General features: G+C 63.7%; 19 protein-coding genes. 12 read left to right on the top strand and 7 right to left on the bottom strand.

Going from position 1 to position 19639, the window contains the following annotated elements; genetic code table 11:
• The first annotated feature begins 84 nt into the window (after positions 1–84).
• From JQ558_RS23095 to JQ558_RS23065, 7 genes are all read left to right on the top strand, one after another.
• Positions 85–1227 (top strand): alpha-hydroxy acid oxidase, encoded by a 1143-nt coding sequence (locus JQ558_RS23095; protein WP_249142593.1) that lies wholly within the window; start codon positions 85–87, stop codon positions 1225–1227.
• A gap of 139 nt (positions 1228–1366) precedes the next feature.
• Positions 1367–1663 carry an antibiotic biosynthesis monooxygenase gene (locus JQ558_RS23090; RefSeq protein WP_212295302.1) on the top strand — a complete coding sequence of 99 codons (297 nt, stop codon included), beginning with the start codon at positions 1367–1369 and terminating at the stop codon, positions 1661–1663.
• Between the two features lie 196 nt (positions 1664–1859).
• A complete protein-coding gene (locus JQ558_RS23085) occupies positions 1860–2405 on the top strand; it encodes a TRAP transporter small permease (protein ID WP_212273896.1) in 546 nt (181 codons plus the stop codon).
• A 1-nt stretch (position 2406) separates the two neighbouring features.
• Entirely contained in the window at positions 2407–3714 is a 1308-nt protein-coding gene (locus JQ558_RS23080) for a TRAP transporter large permease (RefSeq protein WP_212207260.1), read from the top strand.
• A 41-nt stretch (positions 3715–3755) separates the two neighbouring features.
• Complete coding sequence (locus JQ558_RS23075; protein WP_249119328.1) at positions 3756–4718, top strand: TRAP transporter substrate-binding protein; 963 nt, start codon at positions 3756–3758, stop codon at positions 4716–4718.
• Positions 4719–4974: 256 nt separating this feature from the next.
• Positions 4975–5910 (top strand): DMT family transporter, encoded by a 936-nt coding sequence (locus JQ558_RS23070; protein ID WP_212207258.1) that lies wholly within the window; start codon positions 4975–4977, stop codon positions 5908–5910.
• A 135-nt stretch (positions 5911–6045) separates the two neighbouring features.
• Positions 6046–7023, top strand: coding sequence for a tripartite tricarboxylate transporter substrate binding protein (locus JQ558_RS23065; protein WP_212207257.1), 978 nt, complete (start codon positions 6046–6048; stop codon positions 7021–7023).
• A 137-nt stretch (positions 7024–7160) separates the two neighbouring features.
• On the opposite strand, the gene JQ558_RS23060 is transcribed toward JQ558_RS23065, so the two are convergent.
• On the bottom strand, positions 7161–8846 hold the full coding sequence (locus tag JQ558_RS23060; protein ID WP_212295301.1) for a methyl-accepting chemotaxis protein: 1686 nt from the start codon (positions 8844–8846) through the stop codon (positions 7161–7163).
• 240 nt (positions 8847–9086) lie between these two features.
• Here JQ558_RS23060 and JQ558_RS23055 point away from each other — a divergent pair, with 240 nt between their 5' ends.
• The 4 genes from JQ558_RS23055 (at position 9087) to JQ558_RS23040 (ending at position 13652) form a co-directional block, all read left to right on the top strand.
• Complete coding sequence (locus tag JQ558_RS23055; protein ID WP_212207255.1) at positions 9087–10130, top strand: C-terminal binding protein; 1044 nt, start codon at positions 9087–9089, stop codon at positions 10128–10130.
• Positions 10131–10287: 157 nt separating this feature from the next.
• Positions 10288–11628 carry an ABC transporter substrate-binding protein gene (locus JQ558_RS23050; RefSeq protein WP_212295299.1) on the top strand — a complete coding sequence of 447 codons (1341 nt, stop codon included), beginning with the start codon at positions 10288–10290 and terminating at the stop codon, positions 11626–11628.
• A gap of 163 nt (positions 11629–11791) precedes the next feature.
• Positions 11792–12757 (top strand): carbohydrate ABC transporter permease, encoded by a 966-nt coding sequence (locus JQ558_RS23045; protein WP_212295297.1) that lies wholly within the window; start codon positions 11792–11794, stop codon positions 12755–12757.
• Positions 12750–13652 carry a carbohydrate ABC transporter permease gene (locus tag JQ558_RS23040; RefSeq protein WP_212295295.1) on the top strand — a complete coding sequence of 301 codons (903 nt, stop codon included), beginning with the start codon at positions 12750–12752 and terminating at the stop codon, positions 13650–13652. The genes JQ558_RS23045 and JQ558_RS23040 overlap by 8 nt, the downstream gene beginning before the upstream one ends.
• Positions 13653–13660: 8 nt before the next feature.
• On the opposite strand, the gene JQ558_RS23035 is transcribed toward JQ558_RS23040, so the two are convergent.
• The 6 genes from JQ558_RS23035 to JQ558_RS23010 form a co-directional block, all read right to left on the bottom strand.
• Positions 13661–14485: an energy transducer TonB gene (locus JQ558_RS23035; RefSeq protein WP_212295293.1), complete on the bottom strand. Its 825-nt coding sequence runs from the start codon at positions 14483–14485 to the stop codon at positions 13661–13663.
• A 5-nt stretch (positions 14486–14490) separates the two neighbouring features.
• The gene (gene exbD / locus JQ558_RS23030) at positions 14491–14940 is read right to left on the bottom strand and encodes a TonB system transport protein ExbD (RefSeq protein ID WP_192737601.1); all 450 of its coding nucleotides are present in this window, start codon (positions 14938–14940) and stop codon (positions 14491–14493) included.
• 3 nt (positions 14941–14943) lie between these two features.
• Positions 14944–15690, bottom strand: a complete 747-nt coding sequence (gene exbB, locus JQ558_RS23025; protein ID WP_212295366.1) for a tonB-system energizer ExbB — start codon at positions 15688–15690, stop codon at positions 14944–14946.
• A gap of 80 nt (positions 15691–15770) precedes the next feature.
• Positions 15771–16298: a heme utilization cystosolic carrier protein HutX gene (gene hutX / locus JQ558_RS23020; protein ID WP_212295291.1), complete on the bottom strand. Its 528-nt coding sequence runs from the start codon at positions 16296–16298 to the stop codon at positions 15771–15773.
• Between the two features lie 12 nt (positions 16299–16310).
• Positions 16311–16646 carry an antibiotic biosynthesis monooxygenase gene (locus JQ558_RS23015; RefSeq protein ID WP_212273902.1) on the bottom strand — a complete coding sequence of 112 codons (336 nt, stop codon included), beginning with the start codon at positions 16644–16646 and terminating at the stop codon, positions 16311–16313.
• A gap of 140 nt (positions 16647–16786) precedes the next feature.
• The gene (locus JQ558_RS23010; protein ID WP_212295289.1) at positions 16787–19147 is read right to left on the bottom strand and encodes a TonB-dependent hemoglobin/transferrin/lactoferrin family receptor; all 2361 of its coding nucleotides are present in this window, start codon (positions 19145–19147) and stop codon (positions 16787–16789) included.
• 262 nt (positions 19148–19409) lie between these two features.
• Between JQ558_RS23010 and JQ558_RS37345 the strand changes: the two genes are divergently transcribed.
• On the top strand, positions 19410–19616 hold the full coding sequence (locus tag JQ558_RS37345) for a hemin uptake protein HemP (RefSeq protein WP_249142592.1): 207 nt from the start codon (positions 19410–19412) through the stop codon (positions 19614–19616).
• The last annotated feature ends 23 nt before the right edge of the window (positions 19617–19639 follow it).

Below are 19639 nucleotides of genomic sequence, written 5' to 3'. Positions count from 1 at the left end.
TGCTCCGCCGTGCTCGATAAATCCGCTGGCCTGACCGCTCCGCCCGCAACAGTGACCCGGGCCACGAGCGCGGTTCCACGTCACTTGAAACGCTATCTCTCGCTCGACGATTTCGAAGCCACCGCGCGGCGGCGGATTCCGAAATTCCTCTACGGCTATATCGCCGGCGGCGCCGAGACCGACGCCGCGGTCCGCGACAACCGCGCGGCCTTTGACGAATACGGTTTCCTGCCGCGCGTGCTCAACGACGTCTCCGGCCGCGACCAGACCACGACGCTGTTCGGCAAGACCTACGCCTCGCCGTTCGGCATTCCGCCGATGGGCTCCTCGGCGCTGTGCGCCTATCGCGGCGACATCGTGCTGACGCGGGCGGCGGCCGCCGAAAACGTGCCGATGATTCTCTCCGCCTCCTCGCTGATCACGCTGGAGGACGTGCGCCGGGAAAATCCGGCCGCCTGGTACCAGGCCTATCTGGCGGGCCTACCCGCCCGTATCGAGCCCTTGGTCGACCGGGTCGCCACGGCAGGCTACGACACGTTCGTCGTCACCGCCGACGTGCCGGTGCCGCCCAACCGCGAGAACAACATCCGCAACGGCTTTCAGGTGCCGCTGGCGATCACGCCACGCGTCGCCTGGGATACGGTGACCCATCCACACTGGCTGCTCGGCACCTGGCTGCGCACCGTGAAGAATTACGGCATGCCGCATTTCGAGAACATGGACGCGCAGCGCGGCCCGCCGGTGCTGGCCAAGAATTTGATGCGCAACATCGGCGCCCGCGACCAGCTCGCCTGGAAGCATGTCGAACTGATCCGCAAGCGCTGGAAGGGCAAGCTCGTCCTCAAGGGACTGGTCTCGCCCACCGACGCCCGGATCGCGCGCGAGAGCGGCGTCGATGGCGTGATGCTCTCCAACCATGGCGGCCGCCAGCTCGACTACACGATGTCGGGCCTGCGCACGCTGCCGGAGATTGCGGCCGAGGCGAAAGGCATGACCGTCATGGTCGACGGCGGCATCCGCCGCGGCACCGACGTGATCAAGGCGCTGGCGCTCGGCGCCCATTTCGTCTGGGTCGGCCGCCCCTTCCTCTATGCTGCGATCGCCGGCGGCGAGGCCGGCGTGCAGCGCGCCATCAGCCTGCTCCATGCCGAAATCGACCGCGACCTCGCGCTGCTGGGTATCCGCAGCATCAGCGAGATCACACCGGATCTGGTACGAAAGTTCTAGGGCCGGGGGCGCTCGGCGGCCCGCAGCGCATTGCAGGCATGGACGGCTCGCGCCGGCGGGTCAGGGGGCCCTATTGTATTGCCCAACCCTGTGCAGGCTGGGTATCCTCGGCCCCCTCAAAGGCGAGGGGAGAAGGCCGATGACCGCTTTCAATACGGTGCGTTTCCGAGTGAAGCCAGGACGCGATCAGGAGTTTCTGGATGCCCACACGAACGTTGCAGCGACGTGGCCGGGCCTGACGCACGCCAACATCATCAAGACCGGCGACCGCTCCTACTGCATTATCGCCGAGTGGAAAGACATGGACGCGTGCGTCGCGGCGCGGCCGAACATGATCGCGACCCTCAATTCTTTTCGCGATACGCTCGAAGACCTCGGCGGCGGCCTCGGCGTCACGGATCCGGCGGCGGGTGAGGTCGTCCTGGCGCTGAAATAGTTCGTGTCTTCTTCGGCATCCGCAGAACGTCCCATTGACGGTTCTGAACAACTCGGAAACCCTGCCCGCTTTTCGGGATTGACTTCAGTCGCCCGTTTCGAGCACGGCTGACGGGCATTTCCGGCCAGGGACGGTTGGCTGAAGTGGTACGTCCATTGCTTCCGGGCAGTCTGCGCGTGAGGGGAAAGAACACACGATGATCCGCCTGTTTCTCGATCGGCTCTATTTGTTCTCCGGCTATCTCGCCGGACTTTTCCTGATTGTGATTTTCGTGCTGATGATGCTGCTTTCGGCCGGCCGGCCGCTCGGCATCAACATTCCGGCGGGCGACGATTTCATCTCCTGGTGCATGGCGGCCACCGCCTTCCTCGGGCTCGCCCATACGTTCAAGCACGGCGAAATGATCCGTGTCGGTCTTTTGATCGACCGCCTCAGCGACGCCGTCCGCCACTATGTGGAGATCGCCGCGCTTCTGGTCGGCACCGGCTTCATCGGCTTTTTCGCCTGGCACGCCTCGGTCATGACCTGGCAGTCCTGGAAGTTTTTCGACATTTCGCAAGGCGTCATCGCGGTGCCGCTGTGGATCCCGCAGCTCGGCTACAGCGGCGGCCTCGTAATTCTCTTCATCGCCTTTGTCGATGAGCTGATCCACGTGCTGCGCGGTTTTCCGCCGCGCTACGAATTGCCGAAACCAAAGAGCGCCGAGGAAATCGTCGAGCGCGCCATGCAGAGCGGGGTCTGACATGGAGCTGCTCTCGATCGCCGCCATCCTGCTGGGATTTCTTGCGCTGCTGCTCGGTGCCGGCGTCTGGATCGGCGTCGCCTTGATGGCGACGGGATGGGCCGGCATGCAATTCGCCGGCGGCGCCATTCCGGCGGGCAGCGTGCTGGCGACGACGGTGTGGGGCAACAGTGCGTCGTGGTCGCTCGCAGCCTTGCCGCTCTTCATCTGGATGGGCGAAATTCTGTTTCGCACGCGGCTCTCGGAAGAAATGTTTCGCGGATTTGCGCCGTGGCTGAACTGGCTGCCGGGCCGGCTTATGCACGTCAACGTGCTTGCCTGCGGCGTGTTCGGCTCGGTGTCGGGATCTTCGGCCGCGACCTGCGCCACGGTGGCCAAGATCGCCCTGCCCGAACTGAAGAAGCGCGGCTATGACGAAGGCCTGAGCCTCGGCTCGCTGGCCGGCGCTGGCACGCTCGGCATTCTGATCCCGCCGTCGATCACCATGGTGGTCTACGCCGTGCAGGCCAACGTCTCCATCATTCAGGTCTTCCTCGCGGGCTTTCTGCCGGGCTTGCTGGTGATGGCGCTTTACTCCGGCTACATCGCCGTCTGGTCGCTTGCCAATCCGAAGCGCACGCCGCCGGCCGACCCGCCGATGAGCTTTCGCAAACGCGTCTCGGAATCGCTCAATCTGCTCCCCTGTCTGCTGCTGATCGCTTTCGTCTTTCTGTCGTTGCTGATGGGCTGGGCGACGGCGACGGAATGCGCGGCCTGGGGCGTTTTGGGATCGCTCGCGATCGCATGGTGGCAAGGCGCGCTGACCTGGCAGGCGTTCTGGGCCAGCGTCATGGGCGCAACGCGGGTCAATTGCATGATCCTGCTGATCCTGGCGGGCGCATCCTACATGGGCACGTCGATGGCCTATACCGGCATCCCGCTGGCGCTCGCGAACTGGGTGAACGGTCTTCACCTCAGCCCCTATGCGCTGATCGCGGCGCTCACCGTCATGTACATCGTACTCGGCACGGCCCTCGACGGCATTTCCATGATCGTGCTAACCACGGCCATCGTCATTCCGATGGTGAAGCAGGCCGGATTCGATCTCGTCTGGTTCGGTATTTTCCTGGTGCTGGTGGTGGAAATGGCTGAAGTCTCTCCGCCCGTCGGCTTCAACCTGTTCGTGTTGCAGACCATGAGCGGCAAGGATTCCAACACCGTCGCCAAGGCGGCCCTGCCGTTCTTCTTTTTGCTCGTTCTGGCGGTTGCCATCATCACGGTGTTTCCTGATATCGTGATGCTGCTGCCGCGGATAGCGTTCCCTGGCTAGAGAAAGGTATTGTCATGTTGAGGCTTGTTAAAACGTGCGCAATGGCTGCCGGCGTCGCGGCGCTTGCGATTTCCGCAACTGTCGCCCCCGCGACTGCGCAGACAAAATGGAATCTTCCGGCGGCCTATCCGGCTGATAATCCGCATTCGGTCAATCTGATCGCGTTTGCCAAGGACGTCGGCGATGCCACCGGCGGCAAGCTGCAGATCACCGTGCATGCGGCGGCGTCGCTGTTCAAGGCCCCTGAAATCAAGCGCGCGGTCGCAACCGGTCAGGCGCAGGCGGGCGAGGTTCTGATCTCGCTGCATGAGAACGAGGACCCGCTGTTCGGCGTCGATGTTATTCCGTTCCTGGCGACGAGCTATCCGGCGGCCAAGAAATTGTGGATCGCGTCAAAGCCCGCCGTCGAAAAGAAGCTCGCATCGCAGGGGCTGATGCTGCTGTTCGCAGTGCCGTGGGGTCCGCAGGGCATCTATGCCAAGAAGGACCTCAACACCATCGACGATATGAAAGGCCTGAAGTGGCGCGCCTATAACGTCGGCACCTCGCGCATCGCCGAACTGGTCGGCGCGCAGCCCATCACCATCCAGGCGGCGGAATTGCCGCAGGCGCTGGCGACCGGCGTCGTCAACGCGTTCATGACCTCGGGCTCGACCGGCTACGACAGCAAGGCCTGGGAAACCATGACGCACTTCTACGACACGCAGGCCTGGATTCCGAAGAACGTCACCTTCGTGAACAAGGCGGCTTTCGACGCGCTCGACAAGCCGACGCAGGAAGCGATCCTCAAGGCGGCCGTTGTCGCCGAGGAACGCGGCTGGAAGCTCGCGGAAGAAAAGGCGAAGTGGTATCTCGATCAACTCAAAGCCAACAAGATGCAGGTGTTGCCGCCGCCTGCCGCGCTGAAGTCCGGGCTCGAGAAAATCGGCGAGCAGCTGACGGCCGACTGGTCGAAGAAGGCCGGCGCCGACGGTGAAGCCGTGGTCGCCGCCTATAAGAAGTAGGACGAATAGCGCTTCATAGCGAACGCCGTCATGCCCGGCCGTAGCAGTCTGCTTTGCGCAGACTGCGCAAACTTGTCTGCGATGCCGGAGCAAGAAAGACGTGGATGGCCGGGACAAGCCCGGCCATGACGACAGACGCCCATGACTTGCTCCCGGCCGGTTCAGACCAATCAGAACATTAGCATTGCAGCCATAGTAGCATTGCAGACTCGGGACTTGTCGCGCGGCGAAAATCCGGCACAACTCCCGCGAGACGATGACCAGCCCCGCGCCACTGCCGCCCGCCCGCGATCCGGTCGGCTGGCTCAACAACCAGCCTTACGTCCTGCTGACCCTGACTTCGCTGTTCTGGGCCGGTAACATCGTGCTGGCCCGGCATGTCGGCGACCACGTGCCGCCGATCACGCTGACCACAATCCGCTGGTTCGGCGTCTTCCTGATCCTGCTGCCGTTCGCCTGGCCGCATCTCAAGCGCGACTGGCCGACGCTGCGCGCCCATCTGCCGCTGATGCTGTTCCTCTCGCTGATCGGCTTTGCCTACAACAACGCGATCTCCTTCTGGGCGATGCAATACACCCAGGCGCTGAACGCGCTGCTGATCCAGTCATCCGGCCCGCTGTTCGTGGCGATGTGGTCGCTGGTCCTGTTCGGCGTGCGGCTGACCGGCGCGCAGCTGGCCGGCATTGCCCTTTCGCTGATCGGCGTCCTGACCATCATCCTGCGCGGCGATTTCTCGGCGCTCGCCAGCATCAGCTTCAACAAGGGCGACGTGATGTTCGGCTCCTCGCTGGTGTCGTTCGGGCTTTACTCGGCGCTGATGCTGCGCCGCCCGGTGACGCATCAATTGTCGCTGATCTCCTTCACTACCTGTTGCGGCGCGCTGATGCTGGTGCCGTTCTCGGTCTGGGAGTTTTCGACCGGTGCCGTGCTGAAGTTCGATTTCCTGACGCTGGCTACATTGGCCTATGTCCTGATCTTTCCCTCGACGCTGGCCTACACGTTCTTCAACCGCGGCCTGGCGCTGATCGGACCGAACCGCGCCGCGCCGTTTTTCCATCTGGTGCCGGTGTTCGGCTCGGCGATGGCGATCCTGCTGCTCGGCGAGCAATTGCGGCTGTTTCACCTGGTCGGCTATGCGCTGGTGCTGGCCGGCGTCGTGATCGCGTCGCGGCGGGCCTCGGCGAGGCCATGAATTCCGTGTCCCGGACGTGCTGCGCATCAGCCGGGGAACGCAATCGATATGCGGCGCTGTACCGCTTCCGCTTTCCCTCCGGGCAGGCTAGCTTGCCCGCCAACCCCTCAAAAAACCAACGGGAGAAACGACCCTATGATCGCGTCCTTGAAACGATACCGGCGCATGGCGGCGGCAACATCCTTGCTGTTCGCGCTGGCATCGACGGCGTCCGCGCAGGCTCCGTATCCGAACCGCAACATCACGCTGGTGCTGCCATTCGCCGCCGGCAGCGGCACCGACACCACGACGCGGATCATCTCCAAGGAACTCGGCACCGCGCTCGGCGTGGGCATGGTGATCGAGAACAAGGCGGGCGCCAATGGCTCGATCGCGGCGAGCTATGTCGCGCGTTCGGCGCCGGACGGCTACACGCTGTTCGTGACGACCAACACCACGCATTCGGCCAATCCGTATCTGCTCAAGACCATGAACTACGATCCGATCAAGGATTTCACGCCGATCGCGCGGACCGGCGACCTGCCCTTCATGCTGGTGATCCACCCCGACATTCCCGCCAATTCGGTCGCCGAGCTGATCGCGCTGGCGAAGAAGGAGCCGGGCAAATACTCCTACGCCAGCGGCAGTTCGTCGGCGATCGTCTCCGGCGCGACCTTTGCCCGCCTCGCCGGCATCGACCTGCTGCACGTCCCCTACAAGAGTTCGCCGCCGGCGCTGACCGACGTGATCGCCGGCCGCGTCTCGATGATGTTCATCGACGTCCTGACCGGATTACCGCACGTCAACGGCAAGGCGCTCAAGTCGCTGGCCGTCACCACCAAAAAGCCCTCCGCCCTGCTGCCGCATCTGCCCACCATGGACTCCACGGTGAAGGGTTTCGACATCAGCTCATGGCAGGGCTATTTCGGCCCGGCCAATATGCCGAAGGACATGGTCACCAGGCTGAACGCGGAAATCCGCAAGATCGTCGAGCGGCCGGACACCAAGAGCCAGCTCGCCGAGCGCGGCATGGAGGCCTTCTCGAGCACGCCGGAAGAGTTCGACGCGTTCCTGAAGGAGCAGCTGGTGCTGTGGGAAAAGCTGATCGCGGATGCTGGGATCGAGAAGCAGTAGAGGGTAGTGCGTAGGGTGGGTTAACCACCGGGTCGCGCGAATGCGCGCCCGATGATAAACTCCGCGTAACCCACCATCTTTGTCTTCACATCGGCGGTGGGTTACGGCTTCGCCTAACCCACCCTACGACCCGCGTCTTACGCCGCCCGCACCTTGACGAGGAATTCGTCGACCGCGTTGCGCAGCATACCGGACTGATTGTCGAGCTCGCGCGCGTTCGAGAGCACGTCGGACGCCGCCTTGCCGGTGGCTGCCGCCGCCGTGGTGACGCCGCCGATATGGGCGCTGATCTCGCTCGATCCCGCCGCCACCGACTGGATGTTGCGCGCGATCTCGCGCGTCGCGTCGCCCTGCTGTTCGATCGAGGTCGAGATGCTCACGGTGATCTCGCTCATTTGCGCGATGGTTTCGGTGATGCCGCCGATCGAGGAGACCGCCTCGCTGGTGGAAGCCTGCATCGCCGCGACCTGGGCCGAGATTTCCTCGGTCGCCTTCGCGGTCTGGTTGGCCAAAGCCTTCACTTCGGAGGCGACGACGGCAAAGCCGCGGCCGGATTCGCCGGCACGCGCCGCTTCGATCGTCGCATTGAGCGCCAACAGATTGGTCTGAGCGGCGATCGAGTGAATCAGTTTGACGACCTCGCCGATCTTCTCTGCACCGGTGGAGAGCGCCTGGACGGTGGAGTTGGTGCGCTCGGCATCGCCCACCGCCTTGCTGGCGATTTCGCTCGAGCGCGCCACCTGGCGGGAGATCTCGGCCACCGAGCTCGACAGCTCTTCGGCTGCGGCTGCGACCGTGCCGACATTGTTCGACGAGCTTTCCGATGCCGCGCCAACCGTGGCGGCGCGCGCGCTGGCGTCGCTGGCGGTCGCCGTCATCGATTGCGCCGTGGTCTGCATGCCGGCGGCGGCCGTCGACACCGAGCGGACGATGCCGTTGACGCTGCGCTCGAAATCGCTGGCGATGTTCTCCATCGCGGTCCGCCGTTCGGCTGCCGCACGCGCCTGCGTCGCCGCTTCGGCCTGTTCGAGGCCGCGGATCCGCACCGCATTGTCCTTGAAGATCTGCACGGTTGCCGCCATCGCGCCGACCTCATCGCCGCGCCCGAGACCGGGAATTTCACCGTCGATCTTGCCATCGGCCAGCGTCTGCATGCGGGCGCCGAGTTCGCCGAGCGGCTTTGAGATGCTGCGGCCGATCATCCAGGCGATGCTGCCCGCGATCACGGCGATGCCGAGAATGGCAAGCCCCAGCAGCCACGCGATCGGCTTCATCTTGGCGTCGAGATCGTCTAGATAGGCGCCGGTGCCGACGAACATGTTCCAGCCGGGGATTCCGACCGCGTAGGAAACCTTGCGGATCAATGTCTCCTGGCCGGGTTTCATGTATTCGTAGGGCAAGGTCACTTCGCCCTTGGCCGCGACGCCATCGCGCAACTCGCGCGCGAGTTTTCTGCCGTTGGTCTCGACGTCGAGGCGGTTCTGACCGATCTGCTTGGGATCCGGCGTCACCACCGCGACGCCATCCATCGTATAGGCGAACACGTAACCTGAGCCCTTGTCGAAGGTCAGCGTAACGCCGCGGCGGCCGAATTCGGCGATCGCCGCTTCCTTGGTGAGCTGGCCCGCTTCAACCTGCTTTTGCAGCCCCAGCGCCATGTTGCGCGCCATTTCGACGATCGCCCTGGTCTGGTCGATGCGCGCGTTCAGCATCTCGCGCTGCATCAGGTGGCCCGCGAGCACGCCGGCCGCGCACAGGCCGAGCAGCGTCACCCCCACCAAGATACCGAGCTTGGGGGTGATCTTCAGATTTGACAGCTTCACAGGGGAATCTCCGGGGAATGCACGCGGGACGCGATTGGCGAATTGATTCGCCGCACGTTATCGTGCGAGCCTTTAGCGCTTTGTTACGATGCCGCTCCGTAGAAGCCCGGACATGCAAAAAGCATTGGTCTCTATGCTGCGGGATTGTGCGAGAAGCTGATCAGGACGTTTATAATTCGGGGGCCGCGGCACGCCGCCGCAGCCATAATCAACACCGAAGAGTCAAATCGGGAGCAGGAAATGCCGAAATTCAGGATATTGACGCCGAAAGGCGCGAGTTTCACGGTCGCCGGCGGCGGCTACGACTATGAAATGGAGGCGCTCGAGCCGATCGGAGCCGAGATCATCGAGGCGCCGGCCAACGAGGCGGAATTCATCGCCGCCGCCCGCACTGCCGATGCCATCTACGCCAAGGGCATGCGGATCTCGAAAACGGTCATCGACGCGCTCGATAATTGCAAGGTCATCACGCTCGGCAGCGTCGGGGTCGACAGCGTCGACGTCAAAGCCGCTACCGCCCGCGGCATCCCCGTCACCAACATCCCCGACACCTTCATCGAGGAGGTCGCCGACCACGCCATGATGCTGCTGCTCTCGGGCTTCCGCCGCCTGGTCGAGCAGGACAAGATGGTCCGCACCGGCCGCTGGTCCGAGGGCCGGCCACAGCTCTTGAAGATTCCGCGGCTGATGGGGCAGACGCTCGGCTTCATCTCGTTCGGCCGGGTGGCACGCGCGGTCGCCAAGCGCGCAGCCCCGTTCGGCCTGCGGATGATCGCCTATGACCCCTTCATCCAGGAAACCCTGATTTCCGACCATGGCGTGCTCCCGGCGACCCTGTCGGAGGTGCTGTCGCAGTCGGATTTCCTCTCGATGCACGCCCCGGCGCGGCCGGAGGTGCATCACATGCTCGGCGAGAAGCACTTCAAGCAGATGAAGAAGAGCGCAATCTTCATCAATACCGGCCGCGGCGCCACCGTGGACGAGGAAGCGCTGATCAAGGCGCTGCAGGAGGGCTGGATCGCGCACGCCGCCCTCGACGTGCTGGAAACCGAACCGCCGTCGCACAACAACCCGATGCTCTCGATGGAAAACGTCACGCTAACAGCGCATGTCGCCTCGGCATCGGCACGTTTCGACGAAGCGCGCAAGCGCCGTGTGGGCTACGAATTGTCACTGGTATTGTCCGGTATGTGGCCGGTAAGCTGCGTCAATCCGTCGGTGCTGCAAAACACCTCGCTTCGTCGCTGGCAACCTGTCAGCATGGATCGCGGTCCCAACAGCTAGGACGGCCGAACGCGTTGTCGGGCGAAGCGGAGAGCGGTCCGCGCCCGGGAAAGCGCACCAGGAAGAAAACAATACCCTTCGGTTCCGCTGGGAACCGGAGGCCGCGAGTTCATCGGCGATCAACGCCGGGAGCAGGAAAAACAGGGAGACGATTATAATGAAGAACGACATTACCCGCCGCGAGGCGCTGGCACTGGGTGTTTCCGCCGCCGCGCTCGCCGCCACCGGCGCATCGGCGCAATCACCCATCAAGGCCGCCGATGTTCCGGCGCCGAAGTTTGCGATCGAGAAAGGCGCATCCTTGCGCATGCTGCGCCCGGTGCGATTCGTGCAGGCCGACGAGGACGTGTTCCGCGCCAATGCCGCCAAGTTCACCAAGGAGACCGGCGTCGAGGTCAAGGTCGACTTCGTCGGCTGGGAAGACATCAACCAGCAGACCGCGGTGACCTCGAACTCCGGCGCCGGCCCGGACATGATCATCGGCTTCTCCGACGCGCCGCACATCTACGCCGACAAGCTGGTCGAACTGAGCGACGTCGCCGATTACCTCGGCAAGCGCTACGGCGGCTGGCTGCCGCTGGCGCAGACCTACGGCAAGCGCAGCAAGGGCAACGCCTGGATCGGATTGCCGTTCGGCGCGACCGCCGGCCCCCTGATCTACCGCAAGTCGATCCTGAAGTCGGTCGGGTACGACTCGGTCCCGGAAGATCACGCCGGATTTCTCGGGCTGTGCCAGAAGCTGCAGAAAGCCGGCAAGCCGGCCGGCTTCGCGCTCGGCAACGCCAAGGGCGACGGCAACGGTTTTGCCAACTGGGCGCTGTGGTCGCACAATGCCGCCCTGCTCGATGAATCCGGCAACATCGTCATCAACAGCAAGGAGACCATCGCCGCGCTGAAATGGGTCAAGGAACTGTACCCGACCTTCATCGCCGGCACGCCGTCGTGGAACGACGTCAGCAACAACCGCGCCTACTCCGCGCAGGAAATCTCGCTGACCGCCAACGGCGTCTCGCTGTATTTCTCGCTGAAGAACGACCCGGCGACCAAGGCGATCGCCGAGGACAGCGAGCATCAGTTGCTGCCGAAGGGCAATGCCAAGATTTCGCCGATGGCGGGCCTGACGCTGAACGCGATGCTGTTCAAGCACAGCCAGTACCCCAACGCCGCCAAGGCCTTCCTGACATTCATGCTGGAAAAGGACCAGTACGAGCCGTGGCTCAACGCCAACTCCGGCTACTGGTCGCAGCCGCTGGCCGCCTACGCCGAAGCCAAGGTCTGGTCCGAGGATCCCAAGGTCGCGATCTTCAAGAACACCATGCAGAGCACGTATTACGACGGCTACAAGGGTCCGATCTCGACCGCAACGGGTGCTGTCAGCGCCGATTACGTGCTGGTGCAGATGTGCGCAGCGGTTGCGACCGGCGCCTCGACGCCGGAGGCCGCCGCCGCGGAAGCGGAGCAGCGTGCGAAGCGTTACTTCCGGCGCCAGGAACGGTAACGCCGAACAGAGCGACCGTCATTGCGAGAAGCGTAGCGACGAAGCAATCCATTTCTTTCCTTCCATGGAGACATGGATTGCTTCCGCCTTCGCTAAAGCTTCGGCGGACAAGTCGCTTCGCTCGCAATGACGGCCTCACATAGCTCGCATCGGGATAATATTAATGTCTGTGACGACCCTACCTTCTCGACCTCGACGCATCATTGAGCAGCGGCAACCGGGCTGGATCGTGCGCCTGTTCGACTACAAGCCGTTCCTGATCGTGATGTGCCTTGCGCCGGCGATCGGCCTCTTGGCGGTGTTCCTCACCTACCCGCTCGGCCTCGGCGTCTGGCTCGCCTTCACCGACACCACCATCGGCCAGCGCGGCGTCTTCATCGGCCTGGAGAACTTCCAGTACCTGCTGAAGGATCCGTTGTGGTGGAACGCGGTGTTCTACAGCGTGTTCTACACCGCGATCGCGACCATCGGGAAATTTGCGCTCGGCTTCTGGCTGGCGCTGCTGCTCAACAACCACTTCCCGCTCAAGAGCCTGCTCCGCGCCATCATCCTGTTGCCGTGGATCGTACCGACGGTGCTGTCGGCGCTGGCGTTCTGGTGGATCTACGATCCGCAATTCTCGATCATTTCCTATCTTTTGGTCGACGTGCTGCACGTCCGCACCACCAACATCGACTTCCTGGGCACGCCGTGGCCGGCGCGGTTCTCGCTGATCGTCGCCAATATCTGGCGCGGCATTCCGTTCGTGGCGATCTCGCTGCTGGCGGGCCTGCAGACCATCTCGCCCTCGCTCTATGAGGCGGCGATGCTGGACGGCGCCACCGCCTGGCAACGCTTCCGCTTTATCACGCTGCCGATGATGATGCCGATCCTCGCCATCGTGATGACGTTCTCGATCATCTTCACCTTCACCGACTTCCAGCTGGTCTACGCCATTACCCGCGGTGGGCCGGTCAACTCGACGCATCTCCTGGCAACGCTGGCGTTCCAGCGCGGCATCGCCGGCGGCGAGCTCGGCGAGGGTGCGGCGATCGCGGTGTCGATGATCCCGTTCCTGGTATTCGCGACATTGTTCAGCTACTTCGGCCTCGCGCGCCGTAAATGGCAGCAAGGAGAAGCCAATGACTGACGTAGCCGCCTCACCGGGCAACAGCAATGTCGCCAGCGCCACGCCGGACACCATGTCGTGGGATTCCCGCGCGCGGCGGGTGATGATGATCTACCTGCCGCTGTCGTGTTTCGTGCTGATCCTGCTGTTCCCGTTCTACTGGATGGCGATCACCTCGTTCAAACCGAACGCGGAGCTTCTGAACTACAAGGAGCACAACCCGTTCTGGATCTCTTCGCCGACCATCGCCCACATCAAGCATCTGCTGTTCAACACGGCGTATCCGACCTGGCTGAAGACCACGATGTTCGTGGCGGTTGGTTCGACCTTCCTGTCGCTGTTCGCCTCGACGCTGGCCGCCTACGCGATCGAGCGGCTGCGCTTCCGCGGCAGCCCCTATGTCGGCCTCGGGATCTACCTCGCCTATCTGGTGCCGCCCTCGATCCTGTTCATTCCGCTGGCCACCGTGATCGTGCAATTCGGCCTGTTCGACTCGCCGATGGCGCTGATCCTGGTGTATCCGACCTTCCTGGTGCCGTTCTGCACCTGGCTGCTGATCGGTTACTTCAAGTCGATTCCCTATGAGCTGGAGGAATGCGCGCTGGTCGACGGCGCGACGCGGCTGCAGATCCTGCGGCGTATCACGCTGCCGCTGGCGGTGCCCGGCCTGATCTCGGCCGGCATCTTCTCGTTCACGCTGTCGTGGAACGAGTTCATCTACGCGCTCGCCTTTATCCAGAGCGGCGCCAACAAGACCGTTCCGGTCGCCATCCTGACCGAACTCGTCACCGGTGACGTGTACCAGTGGGGCGCGCTGATGGCGGGCTCGCTGCTCGGCTCGCTGCCGGTCGCGCTGTTCTACTCGCTGTTCGTCGACTATTACGTCTCGTCGCTGACCGGCGCGGTGAAGGAATAGACGACCGATTATCTGACCGTAAACGCCACAGGGATCGTAAAGCTGATCGATCCCTGCGGGATTTCGGACGGGATCGGCGGAAAGGGTGAAGCCTGGCGGATCATCGCCGAGGCCTGCGCGTCGAGCGCGGCGACGCCAGACGATCCGCTGAGGCGGCCTCCGCTGACCTGTCCACCGCGGCTCACCGTGAAGGACAGCCGCGCGACGCCGCGCTGGCCGTTGGCTGCCGACGGGTACTGGTGGAAACGCATCAGATGGGCGCGGACGCGCTGATTATAGGATGCGAGCGCCGAGGCCGATGCACCGGCGCTGGCCGCGGAGGCGGCCTGGGCCTGGCGTTCAACACGCGGCGGCGCCGCGGTGCGTGGCGCGGGTGTCGCCTGGTTCGGCTTCTTCGCGTCGGGCCGGACGACCTTTGGCTTGACCGGTGTCGGCGTGGCGGTCGGGACGGGCTTGGCGGGCTCGGCCGCCGGCTTCATCTCGACCTTCTGCTCGGGCGGCGCCACCACCTCGGGCTTCTCCTGCGGCGGCGTCGGCGCGATCTGCTCCTCGACCACCTCCTGCTGCTTGACCGGCTCCGGCGGCGAGGCGTCGGCCTGTTCCATCAACTGGTCAGGGGCGCGCTCCAGCTCAGTCGATTGCGGCGCCGCCGAGACCGGCGACATGTCTACCATGATCGCCGGCAAGGTGGCGCCCCGCGGCGGCCGCGGCGTGTACCAATTCATGAACAGCGCAATCAGCGCGGCATGCGCGGCGAGTATCGCAATGCTCGACGCGCTCCAGCGCCGCACCCCGGCGTGGTCGGTGGCATCATGCAGCGCGAACGCGTTCATCGCGGTCAGCTTCGCCCGTCGAGGCCGACCAGTGCGACCTTGAGATAGCCGGCGTTGCGCAAGAGGTTCATCACCTCCATCAGCTCGCCATAGCTGACGGCCTTGTCGGCGCGCAGATAGATCCGCTCGTCCTTGCGGCCCTTGGTGGCGCCATCAAGCGTCGCGGTCAGTGTGTCGCGCGCGATGATGTCCTCGCCGACCGCGACCGACAGGTCCGGCTTCACCGTGACGAACACCGGCTTGTCCGGACGCGGCGCGGGTTCGACCGCGCTGGCCGGCAAATCGACGCCGAGATCGACGGTGGCAAGCGGCGCAGCGACCATGAAGATGATGAGCAGCACCAGCATCACGTCGATGAACGGCGTGACGTTGATCTCGTGGTTCTCGGCGAGATCGTCGTCGCCGCCGCGCGACCGGCCGCCGAAGCTTGCGCGTGTGCCCAATCTAGCGCCCATGATTCACTCCGCGGCGCGCGCCAGCCGGAACGAGCCGCGATCGCCCTCGCGGCTGATCAGCAGCATCACCATGACAGAGGCGTCGCCGAGCAGCGCGCGGTGGGCCGAAATCGTGCGCGTCAGGTGGTTGTAGATCACCACCGCCGGGATCGCGGCCACCAGCCCCAGCGCGGTCGCCAGCAGCGCCTCGGCGATGCCGGGCGCGACCACCGCGAGATTGGTGGTGTGGGCTTCCGAAATGCCGATAAAGGCATTCATGATGCCCCACACCGTGCCGAACAGGCCGACGAACGGCGCGGTGGCGCCGATGGTCGCCAGCACGCCGGTGCCGCGCGCGATCTGCCGCGACATCGCGGCCTCGACCCGCTCCAGCCGCAGCGCGATCCGCTCCTTGAAACCGTCATCATTGATGCCGCCGGAAAGACTGGTTTCGCGCGCGGCAGACTGCACGATCTGCGCCACCGCGTCGCCGCCGTTGCGGCACTGCTTTTCGACGTCGGCGAGCACCGTATCAGTCTCGAGCAGGGAGATCCGCCGCCTGGCGGTCGCAGTCTTGCGCCTGATCTCGAGCGTTTTCGCGAGCCAGATCGTCCAGGTCACCAGCGAGGCAAATGCCAATCCGACCATCACGGCTTGCACCACGATGTCGGCATTGACGAACATGTTCCATGGCGAGAGATTGCGCGGCAGCAACGCGGTGTCGGTGGCGGCAAGCGCCGCCCCCGGAATTACTGCCACGCAAGCGGCCATCGAGGCCGCCAGCTTTCTCGATCCCGACTTGCGCACATTCTGCTGCATGGTCACCTCCCGGCGGACAACACTGCGGATGGTCAGGCCGCTTTTGCCGAAGCAAGGCTGTCCGCGAGCGACTGAAAACGCTTCAACTGGTCGCCGCGCAACGCGCGGGTCTCGTCACGGCCGACGAACACCTTGAACATGATGCCGCCATCGACATTGATGAAGGCGACGAAGGCCGACGATTTGCCCATGAAGGGACGCTCGACAAAGGCGATCGCGTCGCAGCGTTCATGCCTGAGATGACCGTGCAATCCCTTGTTAGAGCCCTTGGGCTGCATCAGGTTGAAATAGCCGCGGCCAACCTCGCCCGCCGGGATCGCGCCGGTGAACTCGAAAATCGCATCAACGGTATGGACGATCAGCGTCACCTCGCCCCATTGGGCGATGTCCTGCATCGCGGCGGCGAACTGGCTGCCGGCACCGATACGCACCATCGTCGGGGGCATCGCCTCGATCACCGCGCGCGGCGTGACGTTGCGCTCGCGCGCAACGTCCTCGATCACCGCGCCCGGATTGTCCGCCATATACGCCTTGAGATCGGCGCTCTGCGTGCTCGACATGCAGGCCTCCCGTCAGGCGGCGGCGCTGGTTTTGCGCTCGGACTGGATCACCTCAAAGCCTTCGAACTTGGGATGGCCGAGGTAGAGGCTTTCGCCGGTCTTGTTGTCGGCGCGCGCGTGGGCGCGGCGGAACTCTTCCGAGCGGGTCCAGGCCTCGAACGCGGCCTTGTCGACCCAGGTGGTGTGCGACGAATACAGCGTGTGGTCGTCGGCGACCGGCCCCTTGAGCAGATGGAATTCGACGAAGCCGGCCATGGAGCCGAGATAGGATTCCCGCGTCGCCCACACCGTCTCGAAAGCCTGCTCCTGGCCCAACTTCACCTGAAACCTGTTCATCGCGATAAACATGGAAATCTCCTTGTTGCGGTCCGTCTCTGTTGCGAGCGAACCAGTTGAATTTGACGAAAACACGAACGCACCGCAGCCGCGCTGGAGCATCAACGCGGCCCGGTGGAGATTAAAGTTTGAAACGTCAGCTAACGCTCTGGTTACGCTCCGCCAAAGTGAATTTTCAAGCCGGCCTTATAGACTCTGCCCGGACCGGGGCTCGAGAACAGCACGTCGTTCTGCGTGGTGCCGTCGGTCGAGCTGCCGGGGATCGCATAGGGCCGGTAGTACTGGTTCAAGAGATTGTCGATCGACGCCGAGAACACGATATCCTTTGTCGCATTCCAGGTCAGGTACAGATTGACCAGTTCATACGACGTCGACGGCAGGTAGCCGGCCGGAAGATCGTTGTTGGCACCGAACGACGCCCACTGCGCCGCCAGGATCAGCGTGCGGTCGAGCAAGCGGACGCCGGCCGTCGTCGTCACCTTGCGTGGCGTGATGGTGGAGAGCCCGACATTGGTCTGGGTGTTCTTGCCGCGGATCAGGTGGCCGGCAACGCCGAGATACCAGGTTCCGGCGTCATACAGCGCCTCGGCCTCAAAGCCCTCGATCCTGGCGCTGGCGATATTCTGGTATTGGAAGAATTGTGAGAACAGGCCGGGGACCGGAACCAGGATAGCGGTTCTCGGCGTCGATCCGACAAGGTCGATATAATCAGAGACGTCGTTGCGGAATACGTTGAACTTGCCCCGGAAGCTGTCATCGGCCGCGAAGATACCGTTGTACTTCAGGTTGACGCCGGCTTCCTTGTTCTTGCCGACTTCGGGGCGGAGGCCCGGATTGGGCAGGAAGCAGAACAGTCCGGCGGTGCCGCCCGGACAGGGGAACAGGGTGGGACCGCCGCCGGTCGCGTGCTCGCCGGCGATCAGCGTCTCCGTGATCGAGGGCGCGCGGTAACCTTCGGAATAGCTGACATAGGGCGTGAAGCCGGCCGCCGGCGTCACACCAAGGGTGATCTTGGGCGAGAATCGATCGCCGCCCGTCGATACCGTGGACGACTGAAGCTCGTAGCGGTCATAGCGGATCGCGCTGACCGCTTCGAACCAGGTCGAATAATTCTGCTTCAACTGGATGAAGGCACCGGAGACCTTGCGGTGGCCGCCCGGTGTGGTGATCTCGGAATTGCCCCGGCTGTCGGACGTGCTGACATCGTCCTTGAACGCGTCGAAGCCGTAGGTCACCGCGTTGCGCCAGTCGGCGACATTGAAACGCGTGGTGTTGTTGACGTCGATGCCGACGGTGTCGAGCAGATAGCCGCGCCTGTCGCCGACGCAGCCCGAGATGTTGTTGCCGGGATTGGCGAGCGTGCAGACGCCGCCGCCGGTGGTGATGCGGTTGTTGTAGGTCTTGACCTGGTCGTTCTCGACCCGGTTGCCATAGACCGTCGCATTCCAGTCGAACCAATTGTCGTCCGGCTTGGAGTATTTCCAGCTCAGGGTGCCGAGGTAGTTCTTGGCATCGGATGCATAGACCGACGAGCCTGCAATTGCCGCCAGCGGGGCTGCCGTGGTGGTCGGCCCACGGTTCGGCTGACCGATCGAGTATTTGTAGTCCTGGAACATGGTGCCGAACTTGACTTCATGGCCATCGGCAGGCCGCACCGTGAGCTTCAACAGCCCGGCGGCGATTTCATTGCCGGTATTGCCGATCTCGGTGCCGCTGCCGTCCTTGTAATTTCCCTGCGTGCGGTAAACCGCGCCGCCGAAAATATCGACATTGGGATCGGCGCGGACGCCGCCGAAGATCGAGCCGAGGCCGCGGCTGTTGTTGGTGCCGCCGGAGCCGGTCAGGTCGACGCCCCAGCGTTCGCCCGGGCGCACGACGTCATTGATATCCTTGGTGCGGAACGAGACCACGCCAGCGATCGCGCCGGAGCCGTAGATGTTCGCGGTCGGACCGCGCACAACATCGACGCCGCCGACCAGCTCGGGATCGAGGAAGAACGATCCGTTGGCATTGTGGCCGGTGCGCTGGTAATTCTGCCGGGCGCCATCGACGACCACAGCGACGCGGCCGAAATCCTGCAAGCCGCGGATGTTGATCGAGGTCGACGGATCGTCGCCGCGATCCTGGAACGATACGCCAGGCACGTTATAGAAGATGTCGGCGAGCCGCTTCGGCTGCAGTCCCTGAATCTGCTCGAGCGTCACGACGCTGACTGGCGCCAGCGCGTCGATCGCGCGCTCTTCGGTCTTCGATGCGGCAACGGTGATGGTGTCGAGCGACTGCACGGGTGCGCGGCCGATCTGCGCGTACGCGTTCAACACCGGCGCGGCTGCCTGCTGCTCCGCTTGCGGTTTGGCGGGCTTGCGCTTGGCCTGTTTCTTCCGTTCCGACGAACGACCGGTCTCCTGCGTGTCCGCGGTCTGCGCAACCGCGGCATCGCCCATCAGCAACGCAAATGACACTACCGACGCGCCCAAAAGAAGGGCGCGCGGATACCTAGCCCCGTCAGCCATAACAACCCCAACCTGTTAGCTATTTCCTGGGTTTGGCTGGCGGGCGCTACGCGACGTGCGAGCTGCTTGCTGGCTACCACTTTTCGAACGCAGGCCCCCCGGCCCGCATTCTGTCACAATTGGTTAAGCGGTGGCGTCGGGGCGGTCAATGACTGGGGGGCGCACTTTATATCTATTGTAAATTGCCGCGGTTGGATTGCGCTTCGGCCCAACTATACAAGGTTGGAACATAAGAACTTCTTTTGGGGCACAACAGAATTAGATGGCCGCACCTTCCGGAGACAAACTCGAAGACGCCGCGCAAAGCGCGGGGAATCCACCTGTTGCGGGACGATCGGTCGCCATGATCGGCAACCGGCTCGACAGCCGCGAGCTGTTTGCAACCGAACGCGAAATCGTCATTGCGCACGGCGAAGAGAATTACCGCTTGCGGCTGACGTCGCAAAACAAGCTGATCCTGACCAAGTGATGCATGCAAGTGATCCCTGCAAG

Source organism: Bradyrhizobium sp. AUGA SZCCT0160 (assembly GCF_018130105.1).
In the GTDB taxonomy this organism is placed as follows: domain Bacteria; phylum Pseudomonadota; class Alphaproteobacteria; order Rhizobiales; family Xanthobacteraceae; genus Bradyrhizobium.
The sequence above is the reverse complement of the archived record's forward strand: the minus strand, read 5'-3'. Positions and strand labels throughout refer to the sequence as shown.